The following is a 23,404-nucleotide window of genomic DNA, read 5'->3' as shown; positions in this document are numbered from 1 at the left end:
GTGATCCGTTCACTGTCCCGTACGAAGGGGCTGCGGGCGGCCCCTCGGTACGCCGTAAGGTTGGGGGGTACGCGAGGGCACGTCGGAAGGAGGCGCTGGGTGATCGAGCTCGAGGGGGTACCCGAGCTGGTCGACCCGGTCATGGTGGCCGCGTTCGAGGGCTGGAACGATGCCGGCGACGCCGCCTCCACCGCGGTCGCGCACCTCGACCGGGAGTGGAAGGGCGAGGTCTTCGCGGCGCTGGACGCCGAGGACTACTACGACTTCCAGGTCAACCGGCCCACGGTCTTCATCGAGGACGGCGTCCGCAAGGTCACGTGGCCGACGACGAGGCTCTCGGTGGTCCGGGTCGGCGGCGACAAACCGCGCGACCTGGTGCTGGTGCGGGGTATCGAGCCGTCCATGCGGTGGCGCTCGTTCTGCAACGAGCTGCTGGGCTTCGCCCACGAGCTGGGCGTCGAGATGGTCGTCGTCCTGGGCGCCCTGCTCGGCGACACACCGCACACCCGTCCGGTCCCGGTCAGCGGGACCACGTCGGACGCCGATCTGGCGCGGCGGATGGAGCTGGAGGAGACCAAGTACGAGGGGCCCACGGGCATCGTCGGCATCCTGCAGGAGGCGTGCACGCACGCGGGCGTGCCGGCGGTGTCGCTGTGGGCGGCGGTGCCGCACTACGTGTCGCAGCCGCCGAACCCGAAGGCGACGCTGGCCCTGCTGAACCGCCTCGAGGACCTGATCGGCGTGCGGGTGCCGCTGGGCGAGCTGCCCGAGGACGCGCGTGCCTGGCAGGTGGGCGTGGACCAGCTGGCCGCGGAGGACACCGAGGTCGCCGAGTACGTCCAGTCGCTGGAGGAGGCCCGGGACACGGCGGAGCTGCCGGAGGCGTCGGGCGAGGCGATCGCGCGGGAGTTCGAGCGGTATCTGCGGCGTCGGGACGGGGGCGGGCCCGGGTCCCCCGGAGCGCCGGGCGGGCACGCCACGGCGGACGGGGGCGACGGGCCGTCCGGCGCGCCGTATCTGCGGGACAACCCGAGTGGACGGACGCGGCCGCCCAAGCCGCCGTCTCCGCCGCAGGCGGGCGACGACGACGAGTCGTCGGAGGACTGAGGCTCAGGCTCAGGCACACTGAGCATGCTGAGGGGCGCTTCCCTGGTGGGAGCGCCCCTCAGTCGTTTCTGTCCTCCCCCTGGGGGGGAGGGGGCGGGTACGACTGCCCGCCCCCTGGCGGTGGGTTCTACAGGGCCACGCCCAGCAGCGCGTCCACCGTGCGGGAGACGACGCCCGGGGCGCCGGTGTCGGTGCCGCCGGTCTGCTGCTGGAGGGTGGCCCAGCGGTCGACCGCGGCGAGGGCCGCCGGGGAGTCCAGGTCGTTCGCGAGGGCCTCGCGGATCTGCTCGACGAGGTCTTCGGCGGACGGGCCGTCGGGCCGGGAGACGGCGGCACGCCAGCGTTCCAGCCGGGCGAGGGCGTCGCGCAGCACCTGGTCGGTCCACTCCCAGTCGGAGCGGTAGTGGTGGGCGAGCAGCGCCAGCCGGATCGCGGCGGGGTCGACGCCCTCGCGGCGCAGCTGGGACACGAAGACCAGGTTGCCCTTGGACTTGGACATCTTCTCGCCGTCGAGACCGACCATGCCGGCGTGGACGTACGCCTTGGCCATCGGGAACTCGCCGGTGAGGGCCTGGGCGTGCGAGGCGCCCATCTCGTGGTGCGGGAAGGCGAGGTCGGAGCCGCCGCCCTGGACGTCGAAGCCCATGCCGAGGTGGTCGAGGGCGATGGCCACGCACTCGATGTGCCAGCCGGGGCGCCCGCGGCCGAGCGAGCCGCCGTCCCAGCTGGGCTCGCCCTCGCGGGCGGCCATCCACAGCATCGGGTCGAGCGGGTCCTTCTTGCCGGGCCGGTCGGGGTCGCCGCCCCGTTCCGCGGAGAGCAGCCGCATGGCGGCGGCGTCGAGGTTCGAGACGCTGCCGAAGTGGGGGTCGGCCTCGACGGAGAAGTAGACGTCCCCCTCCAGCTCGTAGGCGGCGCCGGCGTCGCGCAGCCGCTCGACGAGCGGGACGATGCCGGGTATGGCCTCGACGGCGCCGATGTAGTGCTGCGGCGGCAGCATCCGCAGGGCCGTCATGTCCTCGCGGAAGAGGGCGGTCTCCTGCTCGGCGAGGGCGGACCAGTCGACCCCGTCGCGCACGGCCCGCTCGAGGAGCGGGTCGTCGACGTCGGTGACGTTCTGGACGTAGTGCACCTGCCGCTTGGTGTCGAGCCACACGCGCTGCACGAGGTCGAACGCGTTGTAGGTCGCCGCGTGCCCCATGTGGGTGGCGTCGTACGGCGTGATGCCGCAGACGTAGAGGCGGGCGACGGGACCGGGGTCGAGGGTGACGGGGCCGCCGGTCGCGGTGTCGTGGATCCTCAGGTCGCGGCCCTGACCAGGCAGGGCGGGGACCTCGGAAGCGGGCCAGGCATGCATGTCATGAGCGTAACCGGACGGGTGTTCCGTACACGAACCGGACCGGTCCGGATGGCCGGGAAGGCGGTCTTGCGCGAAACCGGCCGAGGTGCGTCCCCCTGTGGGCCGCTGGAGCCCTAGACGGGCGGCCAGGGGATGGCCGGCCACTCGCCGCCCGGTTCGGGGTGCTTGCCGGCGACGAGCAGGGCGTCGACCCGCGCGCGCGTGGCGTCGAGTTCGGCGGGGGTGATGAGCGCGGCGAGCCGGGTCGCCAGGGTGCCGCCGTCCTTGAGGGCCTCCCTGAGGGCGTCCAGGACCGCCAGGGCCTCCCCGGTGAGCGGGTCGCCCGCCCAGCCCCACAGGAGGGTGCGCAGCTTGTTCTCGGCGTTGAAGGTGACCCCGTGGTCGATGCCGTAGAGCCGCTCCCCCGCTGCGGGCAGCAGGTGGCCGCCCTTGCGGTCGGCGTTGTTGATCACGGCGTCCAGGACGGCGAGCCGGCGCAGGCGTTCGTCGTCGGCGTGGACGAGCAGGGCGGTGCGGCCCTCGTCGTCGACCTCGGCGAGGGCGATGCCCTTCCAGCCGGGGCCGGGCTCCTCCCGGTCGACCAGGGCGAGCAGTTCCGTCTCCGGGACCGTCTCGATCCACAGCTGGACCATGCCCTCGCCGTACGGGCCGTCGCGGAGCACGGTGGGCGGGACCAGGCCCCAGCCGGTGGCCTCGGAGACCTCGTAGGCGGCGACCTCGCGCTGGGCGAGGGTGCCGTCGGGGAAGTCCCACAGCGGGCGTTCCCCGGCGACCGGCTTGTAGACGCAGGCCGCCTCGCGTCCCTCGTGGGTCACCGTGCAGTACAGGGCCGCGTTGGACGCGTCACGGATGCGTCCGCGCACGGTCAGTTCGCCCAGGGCGATCAGTTCGGCGGCCGCCGCGTCGGTGGTCACGCTCCGCGGCGGTATCCGTTCTGGCGCGGACATACGTGTCCTTCCGGGTCGAGCGGGAGGCTGCACAGCGGGCACGGCGGCCGCCCGGCGTTGACGACTTCGAGGGCGCGCTTGGCGAAGGCCCTGGCCTGCGCGCCGGTGAGGCGGACCCGGAGCATGGGCGGGCCGTTCTCCTCGTCCTGGAGGAGCCGTTCCTCGGCCTCCGCGAGGTCCTCCTCGGACTCGGCGTCCAGTTCCACGAGGGCCTGCGCCTCGACGATCATGCGCTGGTCCTCGCCGTCCCAGGCCAGCGCCATGGTGCCGACCCGGAACTCCTCCTCGACGGGGGTGTCCAGCGGCGCCGTGTCGGCGGGTCCGGTGGGTGCGGTGGCGGGGACGACGGTGCTGCCGCCGCTGCGCCGTACGACTTCGTCCAGAAGTTCGTCCATGCGCTCGGCGAGGGCGGCGACCTGGGTCTTCTCCAGGGCCACGCTGGTCACCCGGGGGCCGGCGGAGGCCTGGAGGAAGAACGTACGGCGTCCGGGCAGTCCGACCGTACCGGCCACGAAACGTTCCGGTTGGTCGTAGAGGAACACCTGACGGGACACGTCCTGTCTCCATGGAGGTCGGGGAAAGCGGAAGATCGGGAGCGGGAGCACTGCCGCGACCGGTTCACCCTACTGCGGCGGACGATCACGGTGCGCCCGCACCGCCCCCGACCGCGGCCTCGTCCCCGGGCGGCTCCTCGCGCGGTGCCAGGGAGGCGAAGTCACCGGTGTCGCCGAGCCGGACGAGGAACGGGCGCAGCCTGGTGTAGCGGATCGCGGTGACGGAGCAGGGTTCGACGGAGATCCGCTGGAAGAGGTCGAGATGGAGGCCGAGGGCCTCGGCGACGAGGGACTTGATGATGTCGCCGTGGGAGCACATGAGGTAGACGGCGTCGGGTCCGTGGTCGCGCTCCACGCGCGCGTTCCACTCGCGTACCGCCTCGGCGGCGCGGGTCTGCATGGCGCGCATCGACTCGCCGCCGGGGAAGGCCGCGGCGGAGGGGTGCGCCTGCACCACCTCCATCAGGGGCTCGTTCGTGAGGTCGGCGAGTTTGCGGCCGGACCAGTCGCCGTAGTGGCACTCCCCGATCCGTTCGTCGGTGTGGGCCCGCAGTCCGGGCCGGGCGTCGAGCAGCGGCCGGATCGTTTCTCGGCAGCGCTGCAGCGGGCTGGTGACGATCTCGGAGAGCGGCAGGCCGGCGATCCGCCCGGGCAGCGCGGCGGCCTGTGCGGTGCCGCGTTCGTCGAGGGCGACGCCGGGCGTCCAGCCGGCGAGCAGGCCTTCGGTGTTGGCGGTGGAACGTCCGTGCCTGACCAGGATCAGCGTGGGCATGCGGCCAGGGTAGGCGTACAGCGCTGTACCGGGATGCCGGGGCGGGAGGAGAATCGGTTCCGTGATCGTCGACTGCGCCATCTACCGGGACGGGCACCGCACGGACGGGCCCGAGGACCTCTCCGACGCGCTCGACGAGGCGCGCGCGGCGGGCGGCTTCGTCTGGATCGGGCTGCACGAGCCGACCCAGAAGGAGTTCGACCTGGTCAGCCACGAGTTCGGGCTGCATCCACTGGCGGTGGAGGACGCGCTGAAGGCGCACCAGCGGCCCAAGCTCGAGGTGTACGACGACTCGCTCTTCGCCGTTCTCAAGCCGGTGGTGTACGAACCGGAGAGCGACGCCGTCTCCACCGGCGAGCTCATGATCTTCCTGGGCGACGCGTTCGCGGTCGTCGTCCGGCACGGTGAGGGCTCCCCGCTGAAGGCCGTACGCCGGCGTCTGGAGCACGAGCCGGAGCTGCTGGGCAAGGGCCCGACCGCGGTGCTGTACGCGATAGCGGACGCCGCGGTCGACCACTACCTGGAGGTGGCGGTCGAGTTGCAGAACGACCTGGAGGAGCTGGAGGCGGAGGTGTTCTCGCCGGACGGCGGCGGCTCCCGGCACACCGCGTCCCGGATCTACACGTTCAAGCGGCAGGTGCTGGAGTTCCGCCGGGCGACCGGCCCGCTGGGGCCTCCGCTGGCCCGGCTGGCGGGGACGGGCCTGTACGGCGCCGCGGTGCCGTTCGTGAACGACAGGGCGCGGCCGTTCTTCCGGGACGTGAGCGACCACCTGACGCGCGTGAACGAGTCGGTGGAGGGCCTCGACCGGCTGGTCTCGGACATCCTGTCGGCGCATCTGGCGCAGACGAGCGTCCGGCAGAACGACGACATGCGGAAGATCTCCGCGTGGGCGGCCATGGCGGCGGTCCCGACGATGCTCGCGGGGATCTACGGCATGAACTTCGACCACATGCCGGAGCTGCACTGGGTCTGGGGCTATCCGGCGGTGATCGCGCTGATGGCCGTGCTGGAGGTGCTGCTGTACCGGCAGTTCAAGCGCCGGGGGTGGCTGTGACCGCGAGAGCCAGGGGCCGGCCTCTCAGGCCACCTCGGGGGCAGCGGCGGCGGGGCCGCCGAGCGCGTCGCGCAGCGCGGGCGTGCGCAGCGTGACCATGCGCCGCCAGCCGGCCAGCCGCTCCCAGGCGTACGTCCCGTGAATGCCCGCCGCCAGCAGCGCGGCCCTGGCACGCGACCAGCCCAGGAGGCGTCCCATGCGGGCCATCACGGCGAGGCTGACATCCCGGTGGACGCGGATCTCGGCGAGCGCGCACTCGCGCAGCGTCCGCCGGATGTACGGGCCGTGCCCGGCGGCGGCGTAGCGCAGGAGTTCCTCGTGGGAGTAGGCGAGGTGGTTGTCCTCGTCGGCGGAGATCATCCGGACGGCGCGGCCGAGGTCGGGGTGGCCCGCGAAGTGCTTGAGGAGCATCGCCATCTGCTCTGCCGCGCGCTGCTCGGTGACCCGGCTGTGGGCGAGGTAGGTGATGACGTCCCGCACGGTGAGGGGCTGGTCGGCGCCGAGCTTCTCGTGGGCGAGGCCGATGCCGTGCCGTTCCAGGAGCATCGTGTAGTCGGTCTCGGGCGGTACTTCGACGGGTTCGAGGCCGCGCTTCTTCAGCAGGGCGTTGAAGATCCGGCCGTGCTTGTCCTCGTCCGCGCCGTGCCGGGTGATCTTGGGGGCGAGGGCGCGCTCGCTCTCGGGGACCAGCGCCGCGATGCGGGCGTTCTCCCAGCCGCCCTGGGACTCGCCGCTGGCCGCGATGGAGCAGAAGAGCCGGAACGACTCGTCGTGGTCGATGATCTCCTGGAACAGGCTCTTGGCCGAAAGCATCGGTGGCACCTCTCTGCCTCTGCGGTGGCCCGCAGTTCCGCACACTCCGCGATGAACGAGTCAAGTGCGGCCGGGGGGCGGCGGCAACAGCTGCGGCGGGCAACTCCGCCGAAAGAAGTACCGAAGACGCATGACGAAGACGGACGACGAGGGGCGCGCGGGGCGTAACCCCGCGCGTGCGGGCGCGTTGTTCCTCGTGACGGCCGTGGCGGGGAAGACCCCCGAGCCCCCACCACGGCCGCAGAAACTCCTCCGCGACGTCTCCGTGCCAGTCACGCCTCCGTGCCAGTCACGTCACTGTGGCAGTGACGTCTCTACGCCAGTCCGGCGCGTTCCAGGGCCTCGGTGCCGGCGCGCAGGGCGGCGAGCCGCTCGTCCAGGGTGAAGCCGGCGGGGGCGAGGGTCAGGGTGGTGACGCCGGCCGCGGCGTAGGCCTTCATCCGGTCGGCGATGCGGTCGACGGAGCCGAGCAGGGTCGTCCGGTCGATCAGCTCGTGCGGTACGGCCGCGGCGGCGCCCTCCTTGTCGCCGGAGAGGTACTTGTCCTGGATGTCGGCGGCCTCCCGCTCGTAGCCCATGCGCCCCGCCAGCCGGTTGTAGAAGTTCTGCTTGCGGCTGCCCATGCCGCCGACGTAGAGCGCGGTGTAGGGGCGGAAGGTGTCGGCGAGGGCGGGGACGTCCTTGTCGTCGCCGAGGGCCAGCGGCAGTGTCGGGCAGATGTCGAAGCCGTCGAGCGTCCGGCCGGCCTTCTCGCGTCCGGCGCGCAGGTGTGTGACGGCGGTCTCCTCCAGGTGCTCGGCGGAGGGGAAGATGAGCAGGGCGCCGTCGGCGATCTCGCCGGTCTGCTCGAGGTTCTTCGGGCCGATGGCCGCGATGTACAGCGGAATGTGCTCGCGCTGCGGGTGCACGGTGAGCTTGATGGGCTTGCCGGGGCCGCCGGGCAGCGGCAGCGTCCAGTGCTGTCCCTCGTAGGACAGCCGCTCCCGGGTCATGGCCTTGCGGACGATCTCGACGTACTCGCGGGTGCGGGCGAGCGGCTTGTCGAACGTGACGCCGTACCAGCCCTCGGAGACCTGCGGGCCCGACACGCCGAGGCCGAGGCGGAAGCGGCCCTTGGAGAGGGAGTCCAGGGTGGCGGCCGTCATCGCGGTCATCGCGGGCTGGCGGGCCGGGATCTGGAAGATGGCGGAGCCCACGTCGATGCGCTCGGTGTGGGCGGCGACCCAGGTCAGCACGGTGGCCGCGTCGGATCCGTAGGCCTCGGCGGCCCAGCACACGGCGTATCCGAGCCGGTCGGCCTCCTGGGCGACGGCCAGATTGTCCGCGTCCATTCCGGCACCCCAGTAGCCGAGGTTGATACCGAGCTGCATGGCCGATTCCCCTTACCGATCAGTAACGTGGCTGGTGCCCCGACCTTAGCGCGCGGAAATGGGTTGTCCACAGGCCCCCACAGTGCAAGCCGTGCCCAGTAATGTCGGCGTTCATGGAGCAGAGGCATCTCGGCCGCACCGGCCTGCGCGTGTCCCGCATCGGTCTCGGCACCCTGACCTGGGGCCGGGACACGGACGAGCATGACGCGGCAGACCTCTTGAAGACTTTCTGGGAAGCGGGCGGGACCCTCGTCGACACCGCGGACGTCTACGGCGACGGGGAGTCGGAGTACCTGCTCGGACGTCTGATGGAGGGTCTGGTGCCGCGCCGGGACCTGGTGATCTCGACCAAGGCGGGCAGTGTGCCCGATCCCGACCGCCGCTTCGACGGTTCGCGCGCCCATCTGCTGTCCGCGCTGGACGCCTCCCTGGCCCGCCTGGGCACCGACCACGTCGACGTGTGGCACCTGCACGCCTTCGACCCGCACACGCCGCTGGAGGAGACGCTGCACGCCCTGGACGTGGCGGTGAGCAGCGGCCGGGCGCGCTACGCGGGGGTCTCCAACTTCTGCGGCTGGCAGCTGGCCAAGGCGGCGACGTGGCAGCTGGCGGCGCCGGGCGCGCGGAACCGGGTGGCGAGCACCCAGATGGAGTACTCGCTGCTGCAGCGGGGCGTCGAGCGTGAGGTGCTGCCGGCCGCCCTGGACCTGGGCGTCGGCCTGCTGCCGTCCTCGCCGCTGGGCCGCGGGGTACTGACCGGCAAGTACCGCAAGGACGCGACGCCACCGGACTCGCGGGGCGCCTCGGACCAGCTGGCCCCGTTCGTGGAGCCCTACCTGGACGACACGGCCGGGCACATCGTGGACGCGGTGGCGACGGCGGCGGACGGGCTTGCGGTGACCCCGCTCCAGGTGGCGCTGGCCTGGGTCCGCGACCGGCCCGGTGTGGTCGCCCCGATCATCGGCCCGCGCAACGCCCAGCAGCTCACGGCGGCGTTGTCAGTGGAGACCCTTAGTCTTCCTGACGAGATCTGCCGGGCGCTCGACGACGTGTCGGCGCCCGTGCACCGCTATCCCGATCACGACTGGAGCACGCTGTGAGCACGGAGCCCGAGCCCGCCGCCGAGGAGACCGCAGACGCCGTGGATCCCGGTCCGGGAGCGCCGGGCACCGCAGACGGTTCCGGGGCCCCGGCGCAGGACGGTTCGCAGACCGCCGCCGCACAGACGGGCGCGGACGAGGCGGGGGAGGCCGGCACGGACGCGGCGGGCACGGGCGCGGCGGGCGCGGATGTCGCGGGCGTGGGCGAGACGGACACCGACGGGACGGACACCGACGCCTCCGGCGGTGACGGCGCGGCGGGGCAGGCGTCCGAGGCCGAGGCCGAGCTGGCCGCCCAGCGGGTCGAGCGGGAGCGGATCGAGCGGCGGAAGGCCGAGCGGCAGGGCCCGATCGCCGCCGGGGGCAAGCTCAGCGGCACGGCGGCCGACCTGCTGGCGGCCGTACGCGCCGTGGAGAGCGGCGAGAAGCCCGCGGCCCCCGTCTTCGGCGGCCCGGAGCCCACCCGCCGCCCCGCTCCCGAACCGGCCCGGCAGTCCCGCCCCGCGGCGTCCGCCGAGCCCGCTGCCGCACCCGCGGGACCGGCACCCGAGGCCGTTCGGGCGGTGCGGGAGGTGCTGGCGGAGGGCGGTGCCCCCGAGGCGCTCGCGCCGCAGACCGCCGCCCTCCTCGGCGAAGGGGCACAGGACGCGCTGCGCGCGGACCCGTGGCAGTTGCTCCGGGTCGCCGGAGTGCGGCCGGAGCAGGCCGACGGGTTCGCCCGTGCGTTGCTCGGCGCGGAGTGCGGCCCCGACGACGCGCGGCGCGGCCGTGCCGTCACCGTGTGGCTGCTGGAGCAGGCGGCCCTGGCCGGGCACACGGCTCTGGAGCTGCCCCGGCTCACGGAGACGCTGGCCCGGCGCGGGGTGCCGGACCCGGACGCCGCCGTGCAGAGCACGCTGGCCGAGGGCGAGGCGCTGGCCTTCCAGGACGCCCTGGACGAACCGGGCACCCGCCCGGAGCCCACCTCGGCCGGCCGGGACGCCGACGGGGAGGGCACGGACGAGGAAGGCGCGGACGGCGCGGAGCGTCCGGTCCGGGTCCTGGTCGGTCTGGAGCGGTACGCACTGGCCGAGGAGAGCCTCGCCGACGGACTGGCCCGGCTGGTCAACTCCGCGCCGAAGCAGGACGGTTCGGCCGCGGACTGGGAGCGGGCCGCCGGCTCGGCGCGGGGCTCCGCCGCGGAGCTGATCCGCGCGGCCGCGGCGCACGGGCTGGTGCTGCACACCGGCGGGGAGGCGTCCCTTGCCGAACCGGCGGCGCTGCTGCGCACGGCACACGCCCTGGGCTTGCGGGCCTGGGCCGCCGCGCACGGACCGCTCGGCCGGGACCGCTTCGCGGCCTTCCTCGACGCACCGGGCGAACCGTCCGAGCCCTCCGAACTGTCCGAGCCCTCCGAACTGTCCAAGCCGTCCGAGCCGTCCGAGCCGTACGAAGCAGACTCCGTGGAACCCGGCTTCACCGCTGCGGCCGCGGTCACCCTGGCCGGGCTCCTGTCCGGCGCCGAGGGGCCGGGCCGGGACGCCGACGGTGCGCTGGACCTGGATCTGCTCGTGGTGCTCGACGCACCGCAGCTGGACGTCGAGTCGGCCGCCCTGCTCGCGGAGTCACTGCCGGACGGGGCCCGGCTGGTGCTGGCCGGTGACCCGGCGGTGCTCTGGTCGGCGGGTCCCGGCCGGGTCTTCGCGGACCTGCTGGCGGCGCGGGTCTGCCCGCAGATCGCCTCACGGCGCCCGGATCCCGGCCCTCTCGGCGAACTGGTCTCCGGCATCGGCGTCGGCGAGCTCGGGCAGGTGGAGGCGCCCGGCAAGGAGGTCGTGATCGTGCCGGTGCGGGACCCGGGCGAGGCCGTGCACCGCACCGTCCAGCTCGTGGCGGACTCGGTGCCGCGCGCGATCGGCGTCCCGGCGGAGGAGACCCAGGTGATCACGCCGGGCCACGGCGGCGCGGCCGGCACCCGCGCGCTCAACGCGGCCCTGAAGGAACGGCTGAACCCCGGCCCCGGCCGCTTCGGCGGCTTCGACCCCGGCGACCGGGTCGCCTACTCCCCCGTGCCGGGCCGTACGCTGCCGGGCCTCGTGACCAGGGCCGACGCGGAGGGGCTGCACCTGGCGTGCGCGGGCGGGACGGTGGTCGTGCCGCGGGACCGGGTGGAGCGGTCCGTGCGGCACGGGTGGGCACTGACCGCGCACCAGGCGGTGGGCGGCCGGTGGCCCGCAGTGGTCGTGGTCCTGCCCGGCGACGCCGCGCAGGCCCTCAGCAGGCCCTGGGTCTACACGGCGTTCGGCCGGGCCGACCGGCACCTCTCCGTGGTGCACGGGGCGGAGCAGGCGCTGCCCCGTGCCGTGGCCGAGGTCCCGGCCAAGCCCCGCACGACCCGGCTGCCGGTACTGCTCGCCCCCCAGGTACCGACGGACGCCTGACCCGGGGGCGCGCGGCTGGTGTCGTGGCGTCCTGGCGCCGCCTCTCCCCGGTGTCACCGGGGACCCCGAGGAGAGGACGGGTCCCCGGTGACACCGCTCGGCTCAGCGGTCGGCCTCCCGGCGCGTCCGTACGGCGTCGTCGTCCGGGTCGGCTTCCTCGTCGTCGTGCTCGTCGAGGTCCCCGGTGAGGTCCTCGTCGAGGTCCTCCGCGTCACCGTCACCGTCGTCGTCGCCGTCAAGGTCCTCGTCGAGGACGTCGTAGATCTCGTCGTCGAAGACCGCGCTGACGTCGAAGCGGCAGACCACGCTCTGCGGATCGATCTGCTCGAACGGCGCCTCCAGCCACTCACCGGGATCGGCGGCCTCGTCCGCAGCCGTCACCCACAGCGTGGAGTCGCCCTCCTCCAGCCCGAACTCCTTGTGCCGGGAGGCGATCTCGTCCGGTTCGAACTCGCCGAACAGCAGGCCCAGCGCCCCGTGCACCGTCCCGGAGGCGTCCCTGCCCGCGCTTTCCTCGTCCGCCGCCTCGACCCGCCGGGCCTGGGCCATGAGCCGCTGCGGCTCGGCCACGGCGTAGTCCCGGCGGATCAGCACGCTGAGCGCGCTGGGCTCCTCGGGCCCGGTGTACGGCGGCAGCGTGTCGTCGGCGCCGGGGATCTCGAAGGGCGTGACCTCGTCGTACCGGTCGTAGAGCAGTTCGTCGTACGCCTCCGCGGCCGCGGCCAGCTGGTTGAACGCGTCGTAGACGGCCGGGTCGTCCTCCCCCGACCGGCGTTCGACCGCGGCCAGGTGGCGGTCGAGCGCGGTCTTGACCGCCTCGGCGGCGGCGCGTACCTCGGCAGCGGTGGGCTGCGCAGCATCAGACATAGTGCAGACGCTATCCGTACCGGGCCCCAGCCCGCACAATAGATTCGATGCCGGAATACGAATTTGTCGATGTGTACCTACCGCGCGGGGTCACCCGCAGGGAGGCGACACGTCAGCTGACGGACCATGCCGAGTACGGACACTGGGAGTTGTACCGCCTGACCCTGCTGCGCGACGGCAGCCGCAAGGTGCGGCTGCGGCGGCGGATCATCCGCCAGGTGCGCGCCACCTGGTGACCCGGTGATCACGCCCGGCGGGGTGCGGGTGACGGAGACGGAGCGGGCCCCGCCTGGTGCGGAGCCCGCTGAGCGGGCCGGTCTGCCCGTGTCAGGCCGCGGCGCGCGCCTTGCGGTAGAGCACCGTGCCCGCGAGGAGGGCGCCCGCGCCGACCGGCAGGGCCAGACCCAGCGGCAGGTCGCTGCCGGTCTCGGCGAGTGCGGCGTCGCCGCGGGGGTGGGCGACGGCCTGGGTGTCCGGCCGGTTGTCGTCGGTGGAGCCGCCCGGCGTCTCGTCACCCGGCGTGGCCGGACGGTCCGGGGTACCGGGGTTGTCAGGGCTGCCGGGGTTGCCGGGCTCGCCGGGGGGCGTCTCGTGGTCGCCGGGCGGCGTGGAGTGATGTCCGCCACCGCCGTTGTCGCAGTCGTTGCCGAAGGCCGGATTGAGGGCCCCGACGACGTCGATGCTGTTGCCGCACACGTTCACCGGCACGTGGATCGGCACCTCGACGTGGTTGCCGGAGGCGACGCCCGGTGAGTCGGTGGCGTGCCCGCCGGCGTGCGAGCCCCCGTGCGAGCCGCCCTCACCGCCCGGGGCTCCGTACCCTTCCCCCGGGCCACCGTGTCCGGCGGAGCCTCCGTGTCCGCCGCCGGAGGCGTCCGCGCCGCCCTTGTTGGCGCACGCGTTGCCCATCGCCGGGTTGAGGACGCCCACGACGTCGACCGTGTTGCCGCACACGTTCACCGGCACGTTGACCGGCGCCTGCACGGTGTTGCCGGAGAGCACTCCGGGCGAACCCGAACTCGAGCCGTGCGCCCCCGAGTCCGCGTGGGCGGTGCCGCCCGCGGCGGCGATCACGCCGGTGGCCGCCGCCATCGTCATCAGGCCCTTGCGGGTGACCTGTCGCATTTCCTGACCCCTGCCTTGCCCTAGTCCACGTGGTACCCAGAATGCCGAGAATTCCGGCGTTGCCGCCATTCCCCCCGCCCGGGGGTCCCTCGAAAGGCCGTCGGCCCCGGAGCACATGGCGTGTGCTCCGGGGCCGACGGACTCAGACCCTTATGGGGCGGGGCACAACGTCACTTGTTGACGCAGGCGTTGCCGAAGGCGGGGTTCAGCAGGCCGATCACGGAGATCGTGTTGCCGCACACGTTCACCGGCACGTGGATGGGCGCCTGCACGACGTTGCCGGAAAGGACGCCGGGCGAGTGCACGGCGGCACCCTGGGCGCCGGAGTCGGCGACGGCCATGCCCGCGCCCGCGAGAACCAGACCACCGGTGGCAGCCGCTGCGGCGACGACCTTCTTGAGCATTGTTCCTCCTAGTTGGCAAACGCGATCTCAAATTTGCCGATCGCATCACGTGTAACGAGGAGGGAGTAATGAGGCTACGAGCGTATGAGCACATTCACTCTTCCCGGTCGACTCCCGCACGCGCGGTCGAATACCGTCGTGTGCACATCTACCGTCGTGTGCACATCGCGCGCGGAAGCCGCATTTTCCTCCGGGGAGACGGGCCGGGTTTCTCCGGGTACGGATCAGGACGCGTCGATGAACCGGTCGAGCACCCGCACGCCGAACTGCAGGCCGTCCACCGGCACCCGCTCGTCCACTCCGTGGAACATGCCGGCGAAGTCCAGCTCGGGCGGCAGCTTGAGCGGCGCGAAGCCGAAGCCGCGGATGCCGAGGTCGTCGAAGGACTTCGCGTCCGTGCCGCCGGAGAGCATGTAGGGGATCGCCTTGGCGGCCGGGTCCTCGGCGATCAGCGCGGACTGCATCGCGTCGACCAGCGCGCCGTCGAACGTGGTCTCGACGGCCTTGTCGGCGTGCACGTCCTCGCGCCGGACCTTGGGACCGAGGATCCGGTCGAGGTCGGCGAGGAACTCCTCCTCGTGTCCGGGCAGGAAGCGCCCGTCGACGTGGGCGGTGGCCTCGCCGGGGATGACGTTGACCTTGTAACCGGCGCCCAGCTGGGTGGGGTTGGCGGTGTTGCTGAGCGTCGCGCCGATGAGCTTGGCGATGCCGCCGAGCTTGGCGAGCGTCCCCTCCATGTTCTCCGGGTCCAGCTCGGTGCCGAGGGCGTCGCCCAGTTCGTCGAGGAAGGCCCGGGTCGTCTTGGTGACACGGACGGGGAACGTGTGCCGGCCGAGGCGCGCGACGGCCTCGGACAGTTCGGTGATGGCGTTGTCGCGGTGGATCATCGATCCGTGTCCCGCCGTACCGGCCACGCTCAGCTTCATCCAGTGCATGCCCTTCTCGGCCGTCTGGATCAGGTAGAGGCGGCGCTGCTCGTTCACGGTGAAGGAGAAGCCGCCCACCTCGCTGATCGCCTCGGTGACGCCGTCGAAGAGGTCACGGTGGTGGTCGACGAGGTACCGGGCGCCGTACGTGCCGCCCGCCTCCTCGTCGGCGAGGAAGGCCAGCACGATGTCGCGCGGGGGCTTGCGCCCGGTGCGCAGCCGGTCGCGGACGACCGCGAGGGTCATCGCGTCCATGTCCTTCATGTCGACCGCGCCGCGCCCCCACACGCAGCCGTCGGCGATCTCGCCGGAGAAGGGGTGGTGGGTCCAGTCGTCCGCGTTGGCCGGGACGACGTCGGTGTGGCCGTGGATCAGCAGCGCGGGCCGGGACGGGTCCTCGCCCTCGATCCGGGCCACCGTGGAGGCGCGTCCGGGGTGGGACTCGAAGATCTTCGGTTCGAGTCCGACCTCGGCGAGCTTCTCGGCGACGTACTCGGCGGCCTTGCGCTCGCCCGGTCCCGAGTGGTTGCCGTAGTTGCTGGTGTCGATGCGGATCAGCTCGCGGCAGAGGTCGACGACCTCGTCCTCGCCGGTGACGCTCCTGGCCGTGCCCGAGTCGCTCACGTGGTTCCTCCCGCTGTCACTGCTGGTGTCAGTGCTGACGTCACTGCTGGTGGGTCCCCCTCATCCTCCCCCTACGCCCGTCCGCGCCCAAGGAGGGGGTGATCGGCCACCCCGGAAAGCCTGGTAATGTTTACGTCGTCGCTGCGGGAAGAGACCCGCACGACACACACCTTGTCCGGGTGGCGGAATGGCAGACGCGCTAGCTTGAGGTGCTAGTGCCCTTTATCGGGCGTGGGGGTTCAAGTCCCCCCTCGGACACTCATCGAGACCCCTGCCGAGCAGGGGTCTTCTGCATGCGGGCGTACTTCTGCGTACGGGCACAATGACCCCATGACCTCCCGCTCCCCCTCTTCCTCCCCTTCCCCCTCCCCCTCCGCCTCGTCTTCCTGCCCGTGCGGACTGTCGGGGCCGTACGGGAGGTGCTGCGGCCGCTTCCACTCCGGGGCCGCCGCCGCGCCGAGTGCCGAGGCGCTGATGCGCTCGCGGTACAGCGCGTTCGTGGCGCGGGACGCCGGGTATCTGCTGCGCACCTGGCACCCGCGGACGCGGCCCGGGCGGCTCGACCTCGACCCGGGAATGCGGTGGACCGGCCTGGAGATCCTGGACACGGCCGACGGGTCCGCCTTCCACGCCACCGGCACCGTGACGTTCCGGGCGTCCTACCGGGGCGGTTCGCTGCACGAGCGGAGCCGGTTCGAGCGGGTGGACGGGGCGTGGGTGTACGTGGACGGGGAGTTCCTCGGCTGAACGGGGAGTCCCCGGCCCGGAGGTCCCCCGGCGCTCAGGGCGCCAGGATGTCCAGTTCCTGGAGCGCGCCGACCGTGATCTCCCTGGTCAGCTGCTCCGCGCGCGCCGCGTCGCGGGCGCGGACGGCCTCGGCGACCTGGACGTGCAGGGTGACGGCGGCCGGGTCGGGGTCCTCGAACATCACGTCGTGGTGGGTGCGGCCCGCCAGCACCTCGGCGACGACGCCGCCGAGGCGGGCGAACATCTCGTTGCCCGAGGCGGTGAGGACGACGCGGTGGAAGGCCACGTCGTGGAAGAGGTACTCCTCGAGGCGGTGACCGCTCGAGTTGGCGACCATGCCGAGCGCGCACTCGGTCAGCTCGGCGCACTGCTCGGGGGTGGCCAGGCGCGCGGCCAGTCCCGCCGCGACCGGCTCGATCGCCGACCTCAGCACGGTCAGGGAGCGCAGCTGCCGGGGGCGCTCGGCGCCGGCCAGGCGCCAGCGGATGACCTGCGGGTCGTAGACGTTCCACTCGCACTCGGGCAGGACGGTCACGCCCACGCGCCGGCGGGACTCCACGAGGTGCATGGACTCCAGCACCCGGACCGCCTCCCGCATCACGGAACGCGACACCTCGAATCGCTGTGCCAGCTCGTCCGTACGCAGAACGCTGCCCGCGGGGTATTCGCCCGCTGTGATGGCAGGGCCGAGGGTGTCCAGTACGCGGCCGTGCAGCCCTCGGCCCGGTGTGCTCATGCACTCAGCGTACGGGGCGCATCACGGGAATAAAAAGTCAGACTTATATGTCACAGACTCTTGAATTCGTCGTACCTTATGGGTTTCAGTTACGTCGACATCACGTGTCGACGAAGACAGCAGACAGCGAGAGTGCGATGCAGCAACTGCACACCCCCCACGTGGTCGTGGTCATGGGCGTGGCCGGCACCGGGAAGACCACCATCGGTCCCCTGCTCGCGGCCCGGCTCGGCGTTCCCTACGCCGAGGGCGACGACTTCCACCCGCCGGCCAACATCGCCAGGATGACGGCCGGCACCCCGCTCACCGACGACGACCGGTGGCCCTGGCTGGACGCCATCGGCGACTGGGCTCACGGGCGTGCCGGGCTGGGCGGGGTGGTGAGCAGTTCGGCGCTGAAGCGGTCGTACCGGGACCGGCTTCGGGCCGCCGCGCCGGGTGTCGTCTTCGTACATCTGACGGGCAGCCGTGAGTTGATCGAGGACCGGATGTCGCACCGGCAGGGCCACTTCATGCCGACGGCCCTGCTCGACTCCCAGTTCGCCACGCTCCAGCCGCTGGAGGCGGACGAGACGGGCGTCGCGGTGGACGTCACCGGCACGCCCGAGGAGATCACCGACCGTGCGGTGAACGCGCTGAAGGACCTCCCCGAACCCGCCCGGTAGTCCTCCGGGCCCCGCTCCCCCGGTGCCGCGCCGCCGCCCGCGGTCGCGGCACCGACTCCCCGAAATCCCCATCACCGCAAGGAACCCACCGTGACCAGACTCAGCGTCGAGATGCTGGCAGCGGACACCGTCGAGCCCATCACCTCGGCCGGCCACGCCCAGTTGGGCATCGCCGTGCTCCTGGGCATCGCCGTCATCGTCCTGCTCATCACCAAGTTCAAGCTGCATGCCTTCCTGTCGCTGACCATCGGGTCGCTGGCGCTCGGCGCGTTCGCCGGGGCGCCGCTGGACAAGGTCATCACCAGCTTCACCGCCGGGCTCGGCTCCACCGTCGCGGGTGTCGGCGTCCTGATCGCCCTCGGTGCGATCCTCGGCAAGATGCTCGCCGACTCCGGCGGCGCCGACCAGATCGTGGACACCATCCTCGCGAAGGCCACGCCCCGTTCGATGCCGTGGACGATGGTGCTGATCGCCTCGGTCATCGGGCTGCCGCTGTTCTTCGAGGTCGGCATCGTGCTGCTGATCCCGGTCGTGCTGATGGTCGCCAAGCGCGGCAACTACTCCCTGATGCGCATCGGCATCCCGGCCCTGGCCGGTCTGTCCGTGATGCACGGTCTGGTCCCGCCGCACCCCGGTCCGCTGGTCGCCATCGACGCGGTGGACGCCAACCTCGGTGTCACGCTGGCGCTGGGTGTGCTGATCGCCATCCCGACGGTGGTCATCGCCGGTCCGGTGTTCTCGAAGTACGCGGCGCGCTGGGTGGACGTTCCGGCCCCCGACCGCATGATCCCGCAGCGCGCCTCGGAGGAGCTGGAGAAGCGGCCGGGCTTCGGCGCCACGCTGTCCACGATCCTGCTGCCGGTCGTGCTGATGCTGCTCAAGGCGCTCGTCGACATCATCGTCGACGACCCGGACAACGTGGTGCAGCGCACCTTCGACGTCGTCGGCAACCCGCTGATCGCCCTGCTGGTCTCCGTGATCGTCGGCATCTTCACGCTGCTGCGGCCCGCCGGGTTCGGCAAGGACCGTCTCTCCGGCCTGGTCGAGAAGGGCCTCGCGCCCATCGCGGGCATCCTCCTGATCGTCGGCGCGGGCGGCGGCTTCAAGCAGACGCTGATCGACTCCGGCGTGGGCGAGATGATCCTGGAGATCTCCAAGGACTGGTCGATCCCGGCGCTGCTGCTGGCCTGGCTGATCGCCGTGGCGATCCGGCTGGCGACCGGTTCGGCGACGGTGGCGACCGTCTCGGCGGCCGGTCTGGTGGCGCCGCTGGCGGCCGACATGTCGACGACGCACGCCGCCCTGCTGGTCCTGGCCATCGGCGCCGGCTCGCTCTTCTTCAGTCATGTCAACGACGCCGGCTTCTGGCTGGTGAAGGAGTACTTCGGGCTGAACGTCGGGCAGACCATCAAGACCTGGTCCGTCATGGAGACGATCATCTCGGTCGTCGCCGGTGCGCTGGTCCTGCTGTTGTCCCTGGTCATATAACGGCCGTACGGGCGACAGGCCACAGGCCACAGGCCACAGCTGACGGGAGAGCCGGGGCACCGCGGAGTACGCGGTGCCCCGGCGTCTCCGTTTCAGGAGGAGGCCGCCTTGTCCAGTTGGAAGGCCTCGTTGCCCTGCCCGATACGGGCGTGGCGCTCGGGGGCGCGGGCGCGCAGGAACAGGCCCTGCACCACGCCGGCGAGCGCGGCGAGGCCGATGATGCCGGGCAGTACCCAGCTCAGGGCGGAGCCGGGGCCGGCGCCGACGAGGACGTCGAAGTCCTTGACGGTGTAACCGGCGATCACGAGCAGGGCGGCGCCCGCGACGGCCGAGGTCGCGAGCCGTACACCCTGGGTGCCCGCGGCACCGCGGCGGACGAAGAAGGCGACCACCGAGAAGGACGCGGCGGCCATCAGGACGATCACGCCGAGGGCGCCGATGTTGCCGCCCCAGGTGAACAGGTGCAGCACGGGCTGGGTCGGGTCGCCGTGGGGCTTGTCGTCGGCGACGGCGAAGCCGATGACGACGACCGCGGACACGGTGGTCTGGAGCAGTGAGCCGGTGCCGGGCGCGCCGCTGGTGCCGCTGGTGCGTCCGAAGGCGGCGGGCAGCAGGCCTTCGCGGCCCATGGCGAAGGCGTACCGGGCGACGACGTTGTGGAAGCTGAGCAGGGCGGCGAACATGCCGGTCACGAACAGGACGTGCAGCACGTCGGTGAAGGTGGCGCCGAGCCGCGACTCGGTGAGGAAGAACAGCAGCCCGGCGCTCTGTTCCTGCGAGGTGCCGACGATGTCGTCCGGGCCGGTCGCGACGGTCAGGGCCCAGCTGCTGAGCGCGAAGAAGACGGCGACACCGGCGACTGCCAGGAACATGACACGCGGAACCAGTACGTGGGGCCTGCTGGTCTCCTCGGCGTACACGGGCGCCTGCTCGAACCCGAGGAAGGCGGCGATGCAGAAGCACAGCGCGGTCCCGACGCCGGCCCCGCTGAGCGTGTCCGGGTTGAAGGCGTGCAGCGAGAGTCCCTGCGCCCCCGGGTCGGTGACGGCGGCGATGTCGAAGACCACCACCAGCACCACCTCGATGAGGAGCAGGACTCCCAGCACGCGCGCGTTGACGTCGATCTTCAGCCAGCCCAGCGCTCCCACGGCGAGCACGGCCAGCAGTGCGGGGATCCACCAGGCCACGTCGAGGTCGGCGTAGGTCGACAGGAGTCCGGAGACCTCGAAGCCGAAGATGCCGTAGATGCCGACCTGGAGGGCGTTGTAGGCGACGAGCGCGACCAGGGCGGCGCCGGCGCCCGCCGTGCCGCCGAGTCCGCGGGAGATGTACGCGTAGAAGGCGCCCGCGTTGTGGACGTGCCGGCTCATCTCGGCGTACCCGACGCTGAAGAGGATCAGCACCACGCCGAGCACCACGAAGAGCAGCGGCTGCCCGACCAGGCCGATCACCGCGAAGGTGGTCGGCATGACGCCCGCGACGACCATCAGCGGGGCGGTGGCGGCGAGCACGGACAGCAGCAGCCCGCCCGTGCCCAGCCGGTCCGCGCGCAGCGCCCGCTCCTCGCCCTTGAAGGTGCTGATGGCGCCACCGCTCGCGGCTCTGCTCGTGCTCGAACTGCCCGTGGTCATCGCAGGACGTCCTTCTCTCGTACGGTCGGGTGCGTCGGGTTCGTCGGGGTCGTCGGGGTCGTCACGGTGCCGCGTCGGAACTCTCATGCCGTGCCGAGGGCGCTCGCGCGGGCGGCGCGGAAGGCGGGGAGGGGGTCGCGGTCGGGGTACGACCACGGTGCGGGCGTGGCGTGCTCGCCGATGCGGTGGAAGAGGGCGGCGGCCTCGGCGCCGCGGCCCTCGCAGAACTTGGCGTGGGCGAGGAAGTTGAGGTCGATCAGCCGCCGCGGGTGGCCGTCCTGTTCCCACTCCAGCCACCAGTCGAAGGCCGCCTTCATCACCAGCCGGGCGCGCCGGCCGACCCAGTGGCCGGAGGCGTTCGGGTCGGCGGACTCGTGTCCGCCGGCGGCCAGCACGCGGTAGCGCTCGGCGTGCGCGACGACCGGGAGGATGGCCAGCGGGGAGTCGGCGGGGGCCTGCTCGGCGGCCCAGTTGGCGAAGTCGTAGACCTCGTGCAGCGGGTCGGGTCCCTCGCCGCCTCGCTCGGCGAGCCGGGCCACCATCAGGTGGTGCGCGTGGTGGTGGTCGGCGTACCGCCCGCGCACCTGCTCGAAGGCCCGGACCGTGTCCTCGTGGGTACCCAGCGAGCGCTCCAGCAGGAGCAGCCCGAGCCAGGGTGTGGGGTCGTCCGGCACCAGGCCGGCCGCGGCCCGGCAGGCCTCCCGGGCCCGGTCGGGCTTCTCCTTGCCGCGCAGGGCGCGGCGGACGAGGGCGAGGGCGAGCAGGACCGTGGCGTCGCCGGAGTCCGGTTCCGCGAGCAGCCACTCGCGGGCCCAGGGAGCGCAGTAGGTCTCCTTGGCGAGGACGGTCGTCCGGTGCCCGCGCCGGTCCCACTCGTCGCCCGTGTGGGCCAGCAGGGAGCGGACGGACTGCCACCGTCCCTGGGCCAGCGCCGACCGGGCGGCGGCGAGTTCGGCATCGTCCAGGGCCTCGTCGAAGGCCTGCGCCGCGCGTTTGCGGCCACGGCCGAGGGCGGGCGGGGGTGGAGGCACCGCGGGAATCTTCCTCACGCGACGAGGACAGGTCGTCGTAGCCGGGTTGTCATGACCGGACTGCCATGAACTGATCACGCACAGCAAACCCGCAGCCAACGCTTGACGTCAAGGGGAACACCTGCGTTACACGCGTCAACTCCTGTGACACATACGTCACTTGACTCACCCGCGCCCCGAATGCGCCGCTCGCCCGGCACCCGTTCCCCGCCCGCACTAGAGTCGTCCCCGACGCACCCGTGACCCGACTGACGATCGAGGTACGCAGCGTGTCGGTTCTGGTTCTGACCCTCGCCGTGAGCGCCGCGTGCTGCCTGGGACTCGGGTTCGTCCTCCAGCAGAACGCGGCGCAGCGCGCCCCGCTGGGCGACTTCCTCTCGCCCCGTCTGCTGCTCGACCTCGTCCGGGTACCGCGCTGGCTGGCCGGCATGGGACTGATGGTGGCCGGCATGGTGCTGGGCGCGATCGCGCTGGGCGGCGGCGAACTCACCCTGGTCGAGCCCCTGCTGGCGACCAACCTGCTGTTCGCCCTCGCGCTGTCCCGCGTGCAGACGGGGCAGCCGCTGGGCCGCCAGGGCTGGGTCGGCCTCGCGTTGCTGGCGGGCGGGGTGACCGCTTTCATCCTGGCGGGCGAGCCGCGGGGCGGCAGCGCGGTCACCGACCCCGTACGGCACTGGGTGATCGTCGGCGCGATGCTGGGCCTGGCCCTCGTGCTCACGGTGTGCGCCGGGCGTTTCCGGCTGACCTGGGGCCCGACCCTGCTCGCCCTGGCCGCGGGCCTGCTGTACGGGGTGCAGGACGCGCTGACGCGGGTCAGCGGGCGGCGCTTCTCCGCGGGCGGCCTGGCGGAGGTACTGACGGGGTGGCAGCCGTACGCCGTGGTGGTGCTCGGCATCACGGGTCTCGTCCTGGTGCAGAGCGCGTTCGAGACGGCACCGCTGCGCAGGTCGCTGCCCGCCCTGACGGCGGCCCAGCCGCTCGCGGGCATCGTCTGCGGCGTCGGTTTCCTCGGCGACCGGCTGCGCACCGATGCCGCGGCGCTGGCGTGGCAGTCGGGCGGTCTCGCGGCGGTGGTGGCGGGCATCGTCCTGCTGGGCCTGCACCCGGCGATGCCGCAGGGCACGGGGGAGAGCGGGCACGAGCCGGCGTTGCAGCGGGGGTGAGCGGGCGGGGTGCGGCTGCTCGGGGGGCCGTGGGCCGCTGCTTGGATGGCGGGCATGAGTGCTGCTGACGAGATCCTCGACGTCGTCGACGAGAACGACCACGTGGTCGGGCAGGCCAGGCGGGGTGACGTGTACGCCCGCGGGCTGCGCCACCGCTGCGCCTTCGTGTGGGCCCGCGACCCGGAGGGCCGGGTCTTCGTCCACCGCCGCACGGCGACGAAGCTCGTGTTTCCCGGCCTGTACGACATGTTCGTCGGCGGGGTGGTGGGTGCCGGCGAGTCCTACGACGACGCGGCGCTGCGGGAGGCGGAGGAGGAGCTGGGGGTGAGCGGGCTGCCGCGGCCGGAGTACCTCTTCAAGTTTCTGTACGACGACGGGGACGGGCGTACGTGGTGGTCCGCGGTGTACGAGGTGCGGTGTGCGGGGCCGGTTGCTCCGCAGGTGGAGGAGGTGGCGTGGTACGGGTTCCTGACGGAGGAGGAGTTGGAGGGGCGGGT

At 72.6% G+C, this 23,404-nt stretch carries 23 protein-coding genes and 1 tRNA gene; 11 read left to right on the top strand and 13 right to left on the bottom strand.

What is annotated here, in order from left to right:
* The first annotated feature begins 99 nt into the window (after nt 1-99).
* A complete protein-coding gene (parJ, locus tag HZS56_RS29400; RefSeq protein ID WP_216723837.1) occupies nt 100-1,107 on the top strand; it encodes a filament polymerization regulator ParJ in 1,008 nt (335 codons plus the stop codon).
* A 127-nt stretch (nt 1,108-1,234) separates the two neighbouring features.
* Here the strand turns inward: parJ and mshC are convergent, their stop codons facing one another.
* From mshC to HZS56_RS29380, 4 genes are all read right to left on the bottom strand, one after another.
* Nucleotides 1,235-2,464, bottom strand: a complete 1,230-nt coding sequence (mshC, locus tag HZS56_RS29395; protein WP_216723836.1) for a cysteine--1-D-myo-inosityl 2-amino-2-deoxy-alpha-D-glucopyranoside ligase — start codon at nt 2,462-2,464, stop codon at nt 1,235-1,237.
* 116 nt (nt 2,465-2,580) lie between these two features.
* Nucleotides 2,581-3,414 (bottom strand): SCO1664 family protein, encoded by an 834-nt coding sequence (locus HZS56_RS29390; RefSeq protein WP_216723835.1) that lies wholly within the window; start codon nt 3,412-3,414, stop codon nt 2,581-2,583.
* Complete coding sequence (locus tag HZS56_RS29385) at nt 3,378-3,968, bottom strand: DUF3090 domain-containing protein (protein ID WP_216723834.1); 591 nt, start codon at nt 3,966-3,968, stop codon at nt 3,378-3,380. Before HZS56_RS29385 ends, HZS56_RS29390 begins: the two co-directional genes overlap by 37 nt.
* 85 nt (nt 3,969-4,053) lie before the next feature.
* Nucleotides 4,054-4,740: a histidine phosphatase family protein gene (locus HZS56_RS29380; RefSeq protein WP_216723833.1), complete on the bottom strand. Its 687-nt coding sequence runs from the start codon at nt 4,738-4,740 to the stop codon at nt 4,054-4,056.
* Between the two features lie 61 nt (nt 4,741-4,801).
* Here HZS56_RS29380 and corA point away from each other — a divergent pair, with 61 nt between their 5' ends.
* Nucleotides 4,802-5,797 carry a magnesium/cobalt transporter CorA gene (gene corA / locus HZS56_RS29375; protein WP_216723832.1) on the top strand — a complete coding sequence of 332 codons (996 nt, stop codon included), beginning with the start codon at nt 4,802-4,804 and terminating at the stop codon, nt 5,795-5,797.
* A 24-nt stretch (nt 5,798-5,821) separates the two neighbouring features.
* Here corA and HZS56_RS29370 read toward each other — a convergent pair whose 3' ends face one another.
* Entirely contained in the window at nt 5,822-6,610 is a 789-nt protein-coding gene (locus HZS56_RS29370; RefSeq protein WP_216723831.1) for a ferritin-like domain-containing protein, read from the bottom strand.
* A gap of 314 nt (nt 6,611-6,924) precedes the next feature.
* The gene (locus HZS56_RS29365) at nt 6,925-7,980 is read right to left on the bottom strand and encodes an LLM class F420-dependent oxidoreductase (RefSeq protein WP_216723830.1); all 1,056 of its coding nucleotides are present in this window, start codon (nt 7,978-7,980) and stop codon (nt 6,925-6,927) included.
* A 113-nt stretch (nt 7,981-8,093) separates the two neighbouring features.
* On the opposite strand from HZS56_RS29365, the gene HZS56_RS29360 reads away from it, so the two are divergent.
* Both HZS56_RS29360 and HZS56_RS29355 read left to right on the top strand, forming a co-directional pair.
* Nucleotides 8,094-9,080 carry an aldo/keto reductase gene (locus tag HZS56_RS29360; RefSeq protein WP_216723829.1) on the top strand — a complete coding sequence of 329 codons (987 nt, stop codon included), beginning with the start codon at nt 8,094-8,096 and terminating at the stop codon, nt 9,078-9,080.
* The gene (locus HZS56_RS29355; protein ID WP_216723828.1) at nt 9,077-11,500 is read left to right on the top strand and encodes a helix-hairpin-helix domain-containing protein; all 2,424 of its coding nucleotides are present in this window, start codon (nt 9,077-9,079) and stop codon (nt 11,498-11,500) included. Before HZS56_RS29360 ends, HZS56_RS29355 begins: the two co-directional genes overlap by 4 nt.
* A 102-nt stretch (nt 11,501-11,602) precedes the next feature.
* Here the strand turns inward: HZS56_RS29355 and HZS56_RS29350 are convergent, their stop codons facing one another.
* Nucleotides 11,603-12,367 (bottom strand): hypothetical protein, encoded by a 765-nt coding sequence (locus tag HZS56_RS29350; protein ID WP_216723827.1) that lies wholly within the window; start codon nt 12,365-12,367, stop codon nt 11,603-11,605.
* 47 nt (nt 12,368-12,414) lie between these two features.
* On the opposite strand from HZS56_RS29350, the gene HZS56_RS29345 reads away from it, so the two are divergent.
* Complete coding sequence (locus HZS56_RS29345) at nt 12,415-12,603, top strand: DUF5703 family protein (protein WP_216723826.1); 189 nt, start codon at nt 12,415-12,417, stop codon at nt 12,601-12,603.
* A gap of 91 nt (nt 12,604-12,694) precedes the next feature.
* Here the strand turns inward: HZS56_RS29345 and HZS56_RS29340 are convergent, their stop codons facing one another.
* The 3 genes from HZS56_RS29340 to HZS56_RS29330 form a co-directional block, all read right to left on the bottom strand.
* On the bottom strand, nt 12,695-13,492 hold the full coding sequence (locus HZS56_RS29340; protein WP_216723825.1) for a chaplin: 798 nt from the start codon (nt 13,490-13,492) through the stop codon (nt 12,695-12,697).
* A 170-nt stretch (nt 13,493-13,662) separates the two neighbouring features.
* Nucleotides 13,663-13,896 (bottom strand): chaplin ChpH, encoded by a 234-nt coding sequence (gene chpH, locus HZS56_RS29335; protein ID WP_031041004.1) that lies wholly within the window; start codon nt 13,894-13,896, stop codon nt 13,663-13,665.
* 224 nt (nt 13,897-14,120) lie between these two features.
* A complete protein-coding gene (locus HZS56_RS29330) occupies nt 14,121-15,446 on the bottom strand; it encodes a M20/M25/M40 family metallo-hydrolase (RefSeq protein WP_216723824.1) in 1,326 nt (441 codons plus the stop codon).
* A 173-nt stretch (nt 15,447-15,619) separates the two neighbouring features.
* Between HZS56_RS29330 and HZS56_RS29325 the strand changes: the two genes are divergently transcribed.
* A tRNA-Leu gene (locus HZS56_RS29325) sits at nt 15,620-15,704 on the top strand.
* Between the two features lie 72 nt (nt 15,705-15,776).
* Entirely contained in the window at nt 15,777-16,193 is a 417-nt protein-coding gene (locus HZS56_RS29320; RefSeq protein ID WP_216723823.1) for a YchJ family protein, read from the top strand.
* A gap of 34 nt (nt 16,194-16,227) precedes the next feature.
* On the opposite strand, the gene HZS56_RS29315 is transcribed toward HZS56_RS29320, so the two are convergent.
* Entirely contained in the window at nt 16,228-16,929 is a 702-nt protein-coding gene (locus HZS56_RS29315; protein ID WP_216723822.1) for a FadR/GntR family transcriptional regulator, read from the bottom strand.
* Nucleotides 16,930-17,066: 137 nt separating this feature from the next.
* On the opposite strand from HZS56_RS29315, the gene HZS56_RS29310 reads away from it, so the two are divergent.
* Complete coding sequence (locus HZS56_RS29310) at nt 17,067-17,594, top strand: gluconokinase (RefSeq protein WP_216723821.1); 528 nt, start codon at nt 17,067-17,069, stop codon at nt 17,592-17,594.
* Nucleotides 17,595-17,684: 90 nt separating this feature from the next.
* Nucleotides 17,685-19,082 carry a GntP family permease gene (locus tag HZS56_RS29305; protein WP_216723820.1) on the top strand — a complete coding sequence of 466 codons (1,398 nt, stop codon included), beginning with the start codon at nt 17,685-17,687 and terminating at the stop codon, nt 19,080-19,082.
* A 92-nt stretch (nt 19,083-19,174) separates the two neighbouring features.
* Here HZS56_RS29305 and HZS56_RS29300 read toward each other — a convergent pair whose 3' ends face one another.
* A complete protein-coding gene (locus HZS56_RS29300) occupies nt 19,175-20,713 on the bottom strand; it encodes an APC family permease (RefSeq protein ID WP_216723819.1) in 1,539 nt (512 codons plus the stop codon).
* An 83-nt stretch (nt 20,714-20,796) separates the two neighbouring features.
* Entirely contained in the window at nt 20,797-21,744 is a 948-nt protein-coding gene (locus HZS56_RS29295; RefSeq protein ID WP_216723842.1) for a hypothetical protein, read from the bottom strand.
* A gap of 269 nt (nt 21,745-22,013) precedes the next feature.
* On the opposite strand from HZS56_RS29295, the gene HZS56_RS29290 reads away from it, so the two are divergent.
* Both HZS56_RS29290 and HZS56_RS29285 read left to right on the top strand, forming a co-directional pair.
* A complete protein-coding gene (locus tag HZS56_RS29290; RefSeq protein WP_216723818.1) occupies nt 22,014-22,907 on the top strand; it encodes a DMT family transporter in 894 nt (297 codons plus the stop codon).
* 54 nt (nt 22,908-22,961) lie between these two features.
* Nucleotides 22,962-23,404, top strand: a 443-nt coding sequence (locus HZS56_RS29285; RefSeq protein ID WP_216723817.1) for an NUDIX hydrolase, incomplete at its 3' end; no start/stop codon positions are given.

It is taken from the genome of Streptomyces mayonensis, from assembly GCF_018982965.1.
GTDB lineage: Bacteria > Actinomycetota > Actinomycetes > Streptomycetales > Streptomycetaceae > Streptomyces > Streptomyces mayonensis.
Note: the sequence above shows the minus strand (reverse complement) of the source record. Positions and strands in the feature narration are given on the sequence as shown.

Bases quoted from the DNA above. Each gene is read 5' to 3' on its own strand.
- mshC (WP_216723836.1), bottom strand. From the start codon at position 2,464: ATGCATGCCTGGCCCGCTTCCGAGGTCCCCGCCCTGCCTGGTCAGGGC.
- HZS56_RS29390 (WP_216723835.1), bottom strand. From the start codon at position 3,414: ATGTCCGCGCCAGAACGGATACCGCCGCGGAGCGTGACCACCGACGCG.
- HZS56_RS29380 (WP_216723833.1), bottom strand. From the start codon at position 4,740: ATGCCCACGCTGATCCTGGTCAGGCACGGACGTTCCACCGCCAACACC.
- HZS56_RS29370 (WP_216723831.1), bottom strand. From the start codon at position 6,610: ATGCTTTCGGCCAAGAGCCTGTTCCAGGAGATCATCGACCACGACGAG.
- HZS56_RS29365 (WP_216723830.1), bottom strand. From the start codon at position 7,980: ATGCAGCTCGGTATCAACCTCGGCTACTGGGGTGCCGGAATGGACGCG.
- HZS56_RS29360 (WP_216723829.1), top strand. From the start codon at position 8,094: ATGGAGCAGAGGCATCTCGGCCGCACCGGCCTGCGCGTGTCCCGCATC.
- HZS56_RS29350 (WP_216723827.1), bottom strand. From the start codon at position 12,367: ATGTCTGATGCTGCGCAGCCCACCGCTGCCGAGGTACGCGCCGCCGCC.
- HZS56_RS29345 (WP_216723826.1), top strand. From the start codon at position 12,415: ATGCCGGAATACGAATTTGTCGATGTGTACCTACCGCGCGGGGTCACC.
- HZS56_RS29340 (WP_216723825.1), bottom strand. From the start codon at position 13,492: ATGCGACAGGTCACCCGCAAGGGCCTGATGACGATGGCGGCGGCCACC.
- chpH (WP_031041004.1), bottom strand. From the start codon at position 13,896: ATGCTCAAGAAGGTCGTCGCCGCAGCGGCTGCCACCGGTGGTCTGGTT.
- HZS56_RS29320 (WP_216723823.1), top strand. From the start codon at position 15,777: ATGACCTCCCGCTCCCCCTCTTCCTCCCCTTCCCCCTCCCCCTCCGCC.
- HZS56_RS29315 (WP_216723822.1), bottom strand. From the start codon at position 16,929: ATGAGCACACCGGGCCGAGGGCTGCACGGCCGCGTACTGGACACCCTC.
- HZS56_RS29310 (WP_216723821.1), top strand. From the start codon at position 17,067: ATGCAGCAACTGCACACCCCCCACGTGGTCGTGGTCATGGGCGTGGCC.
- HZS56_RS29300 (WP_216723819.1), bottom strand. From the start codon at position 20,713: ATGACCACGGGCAGTTCGAGCACGAGCAGAGCCGCGAGCGGTGGCGCC.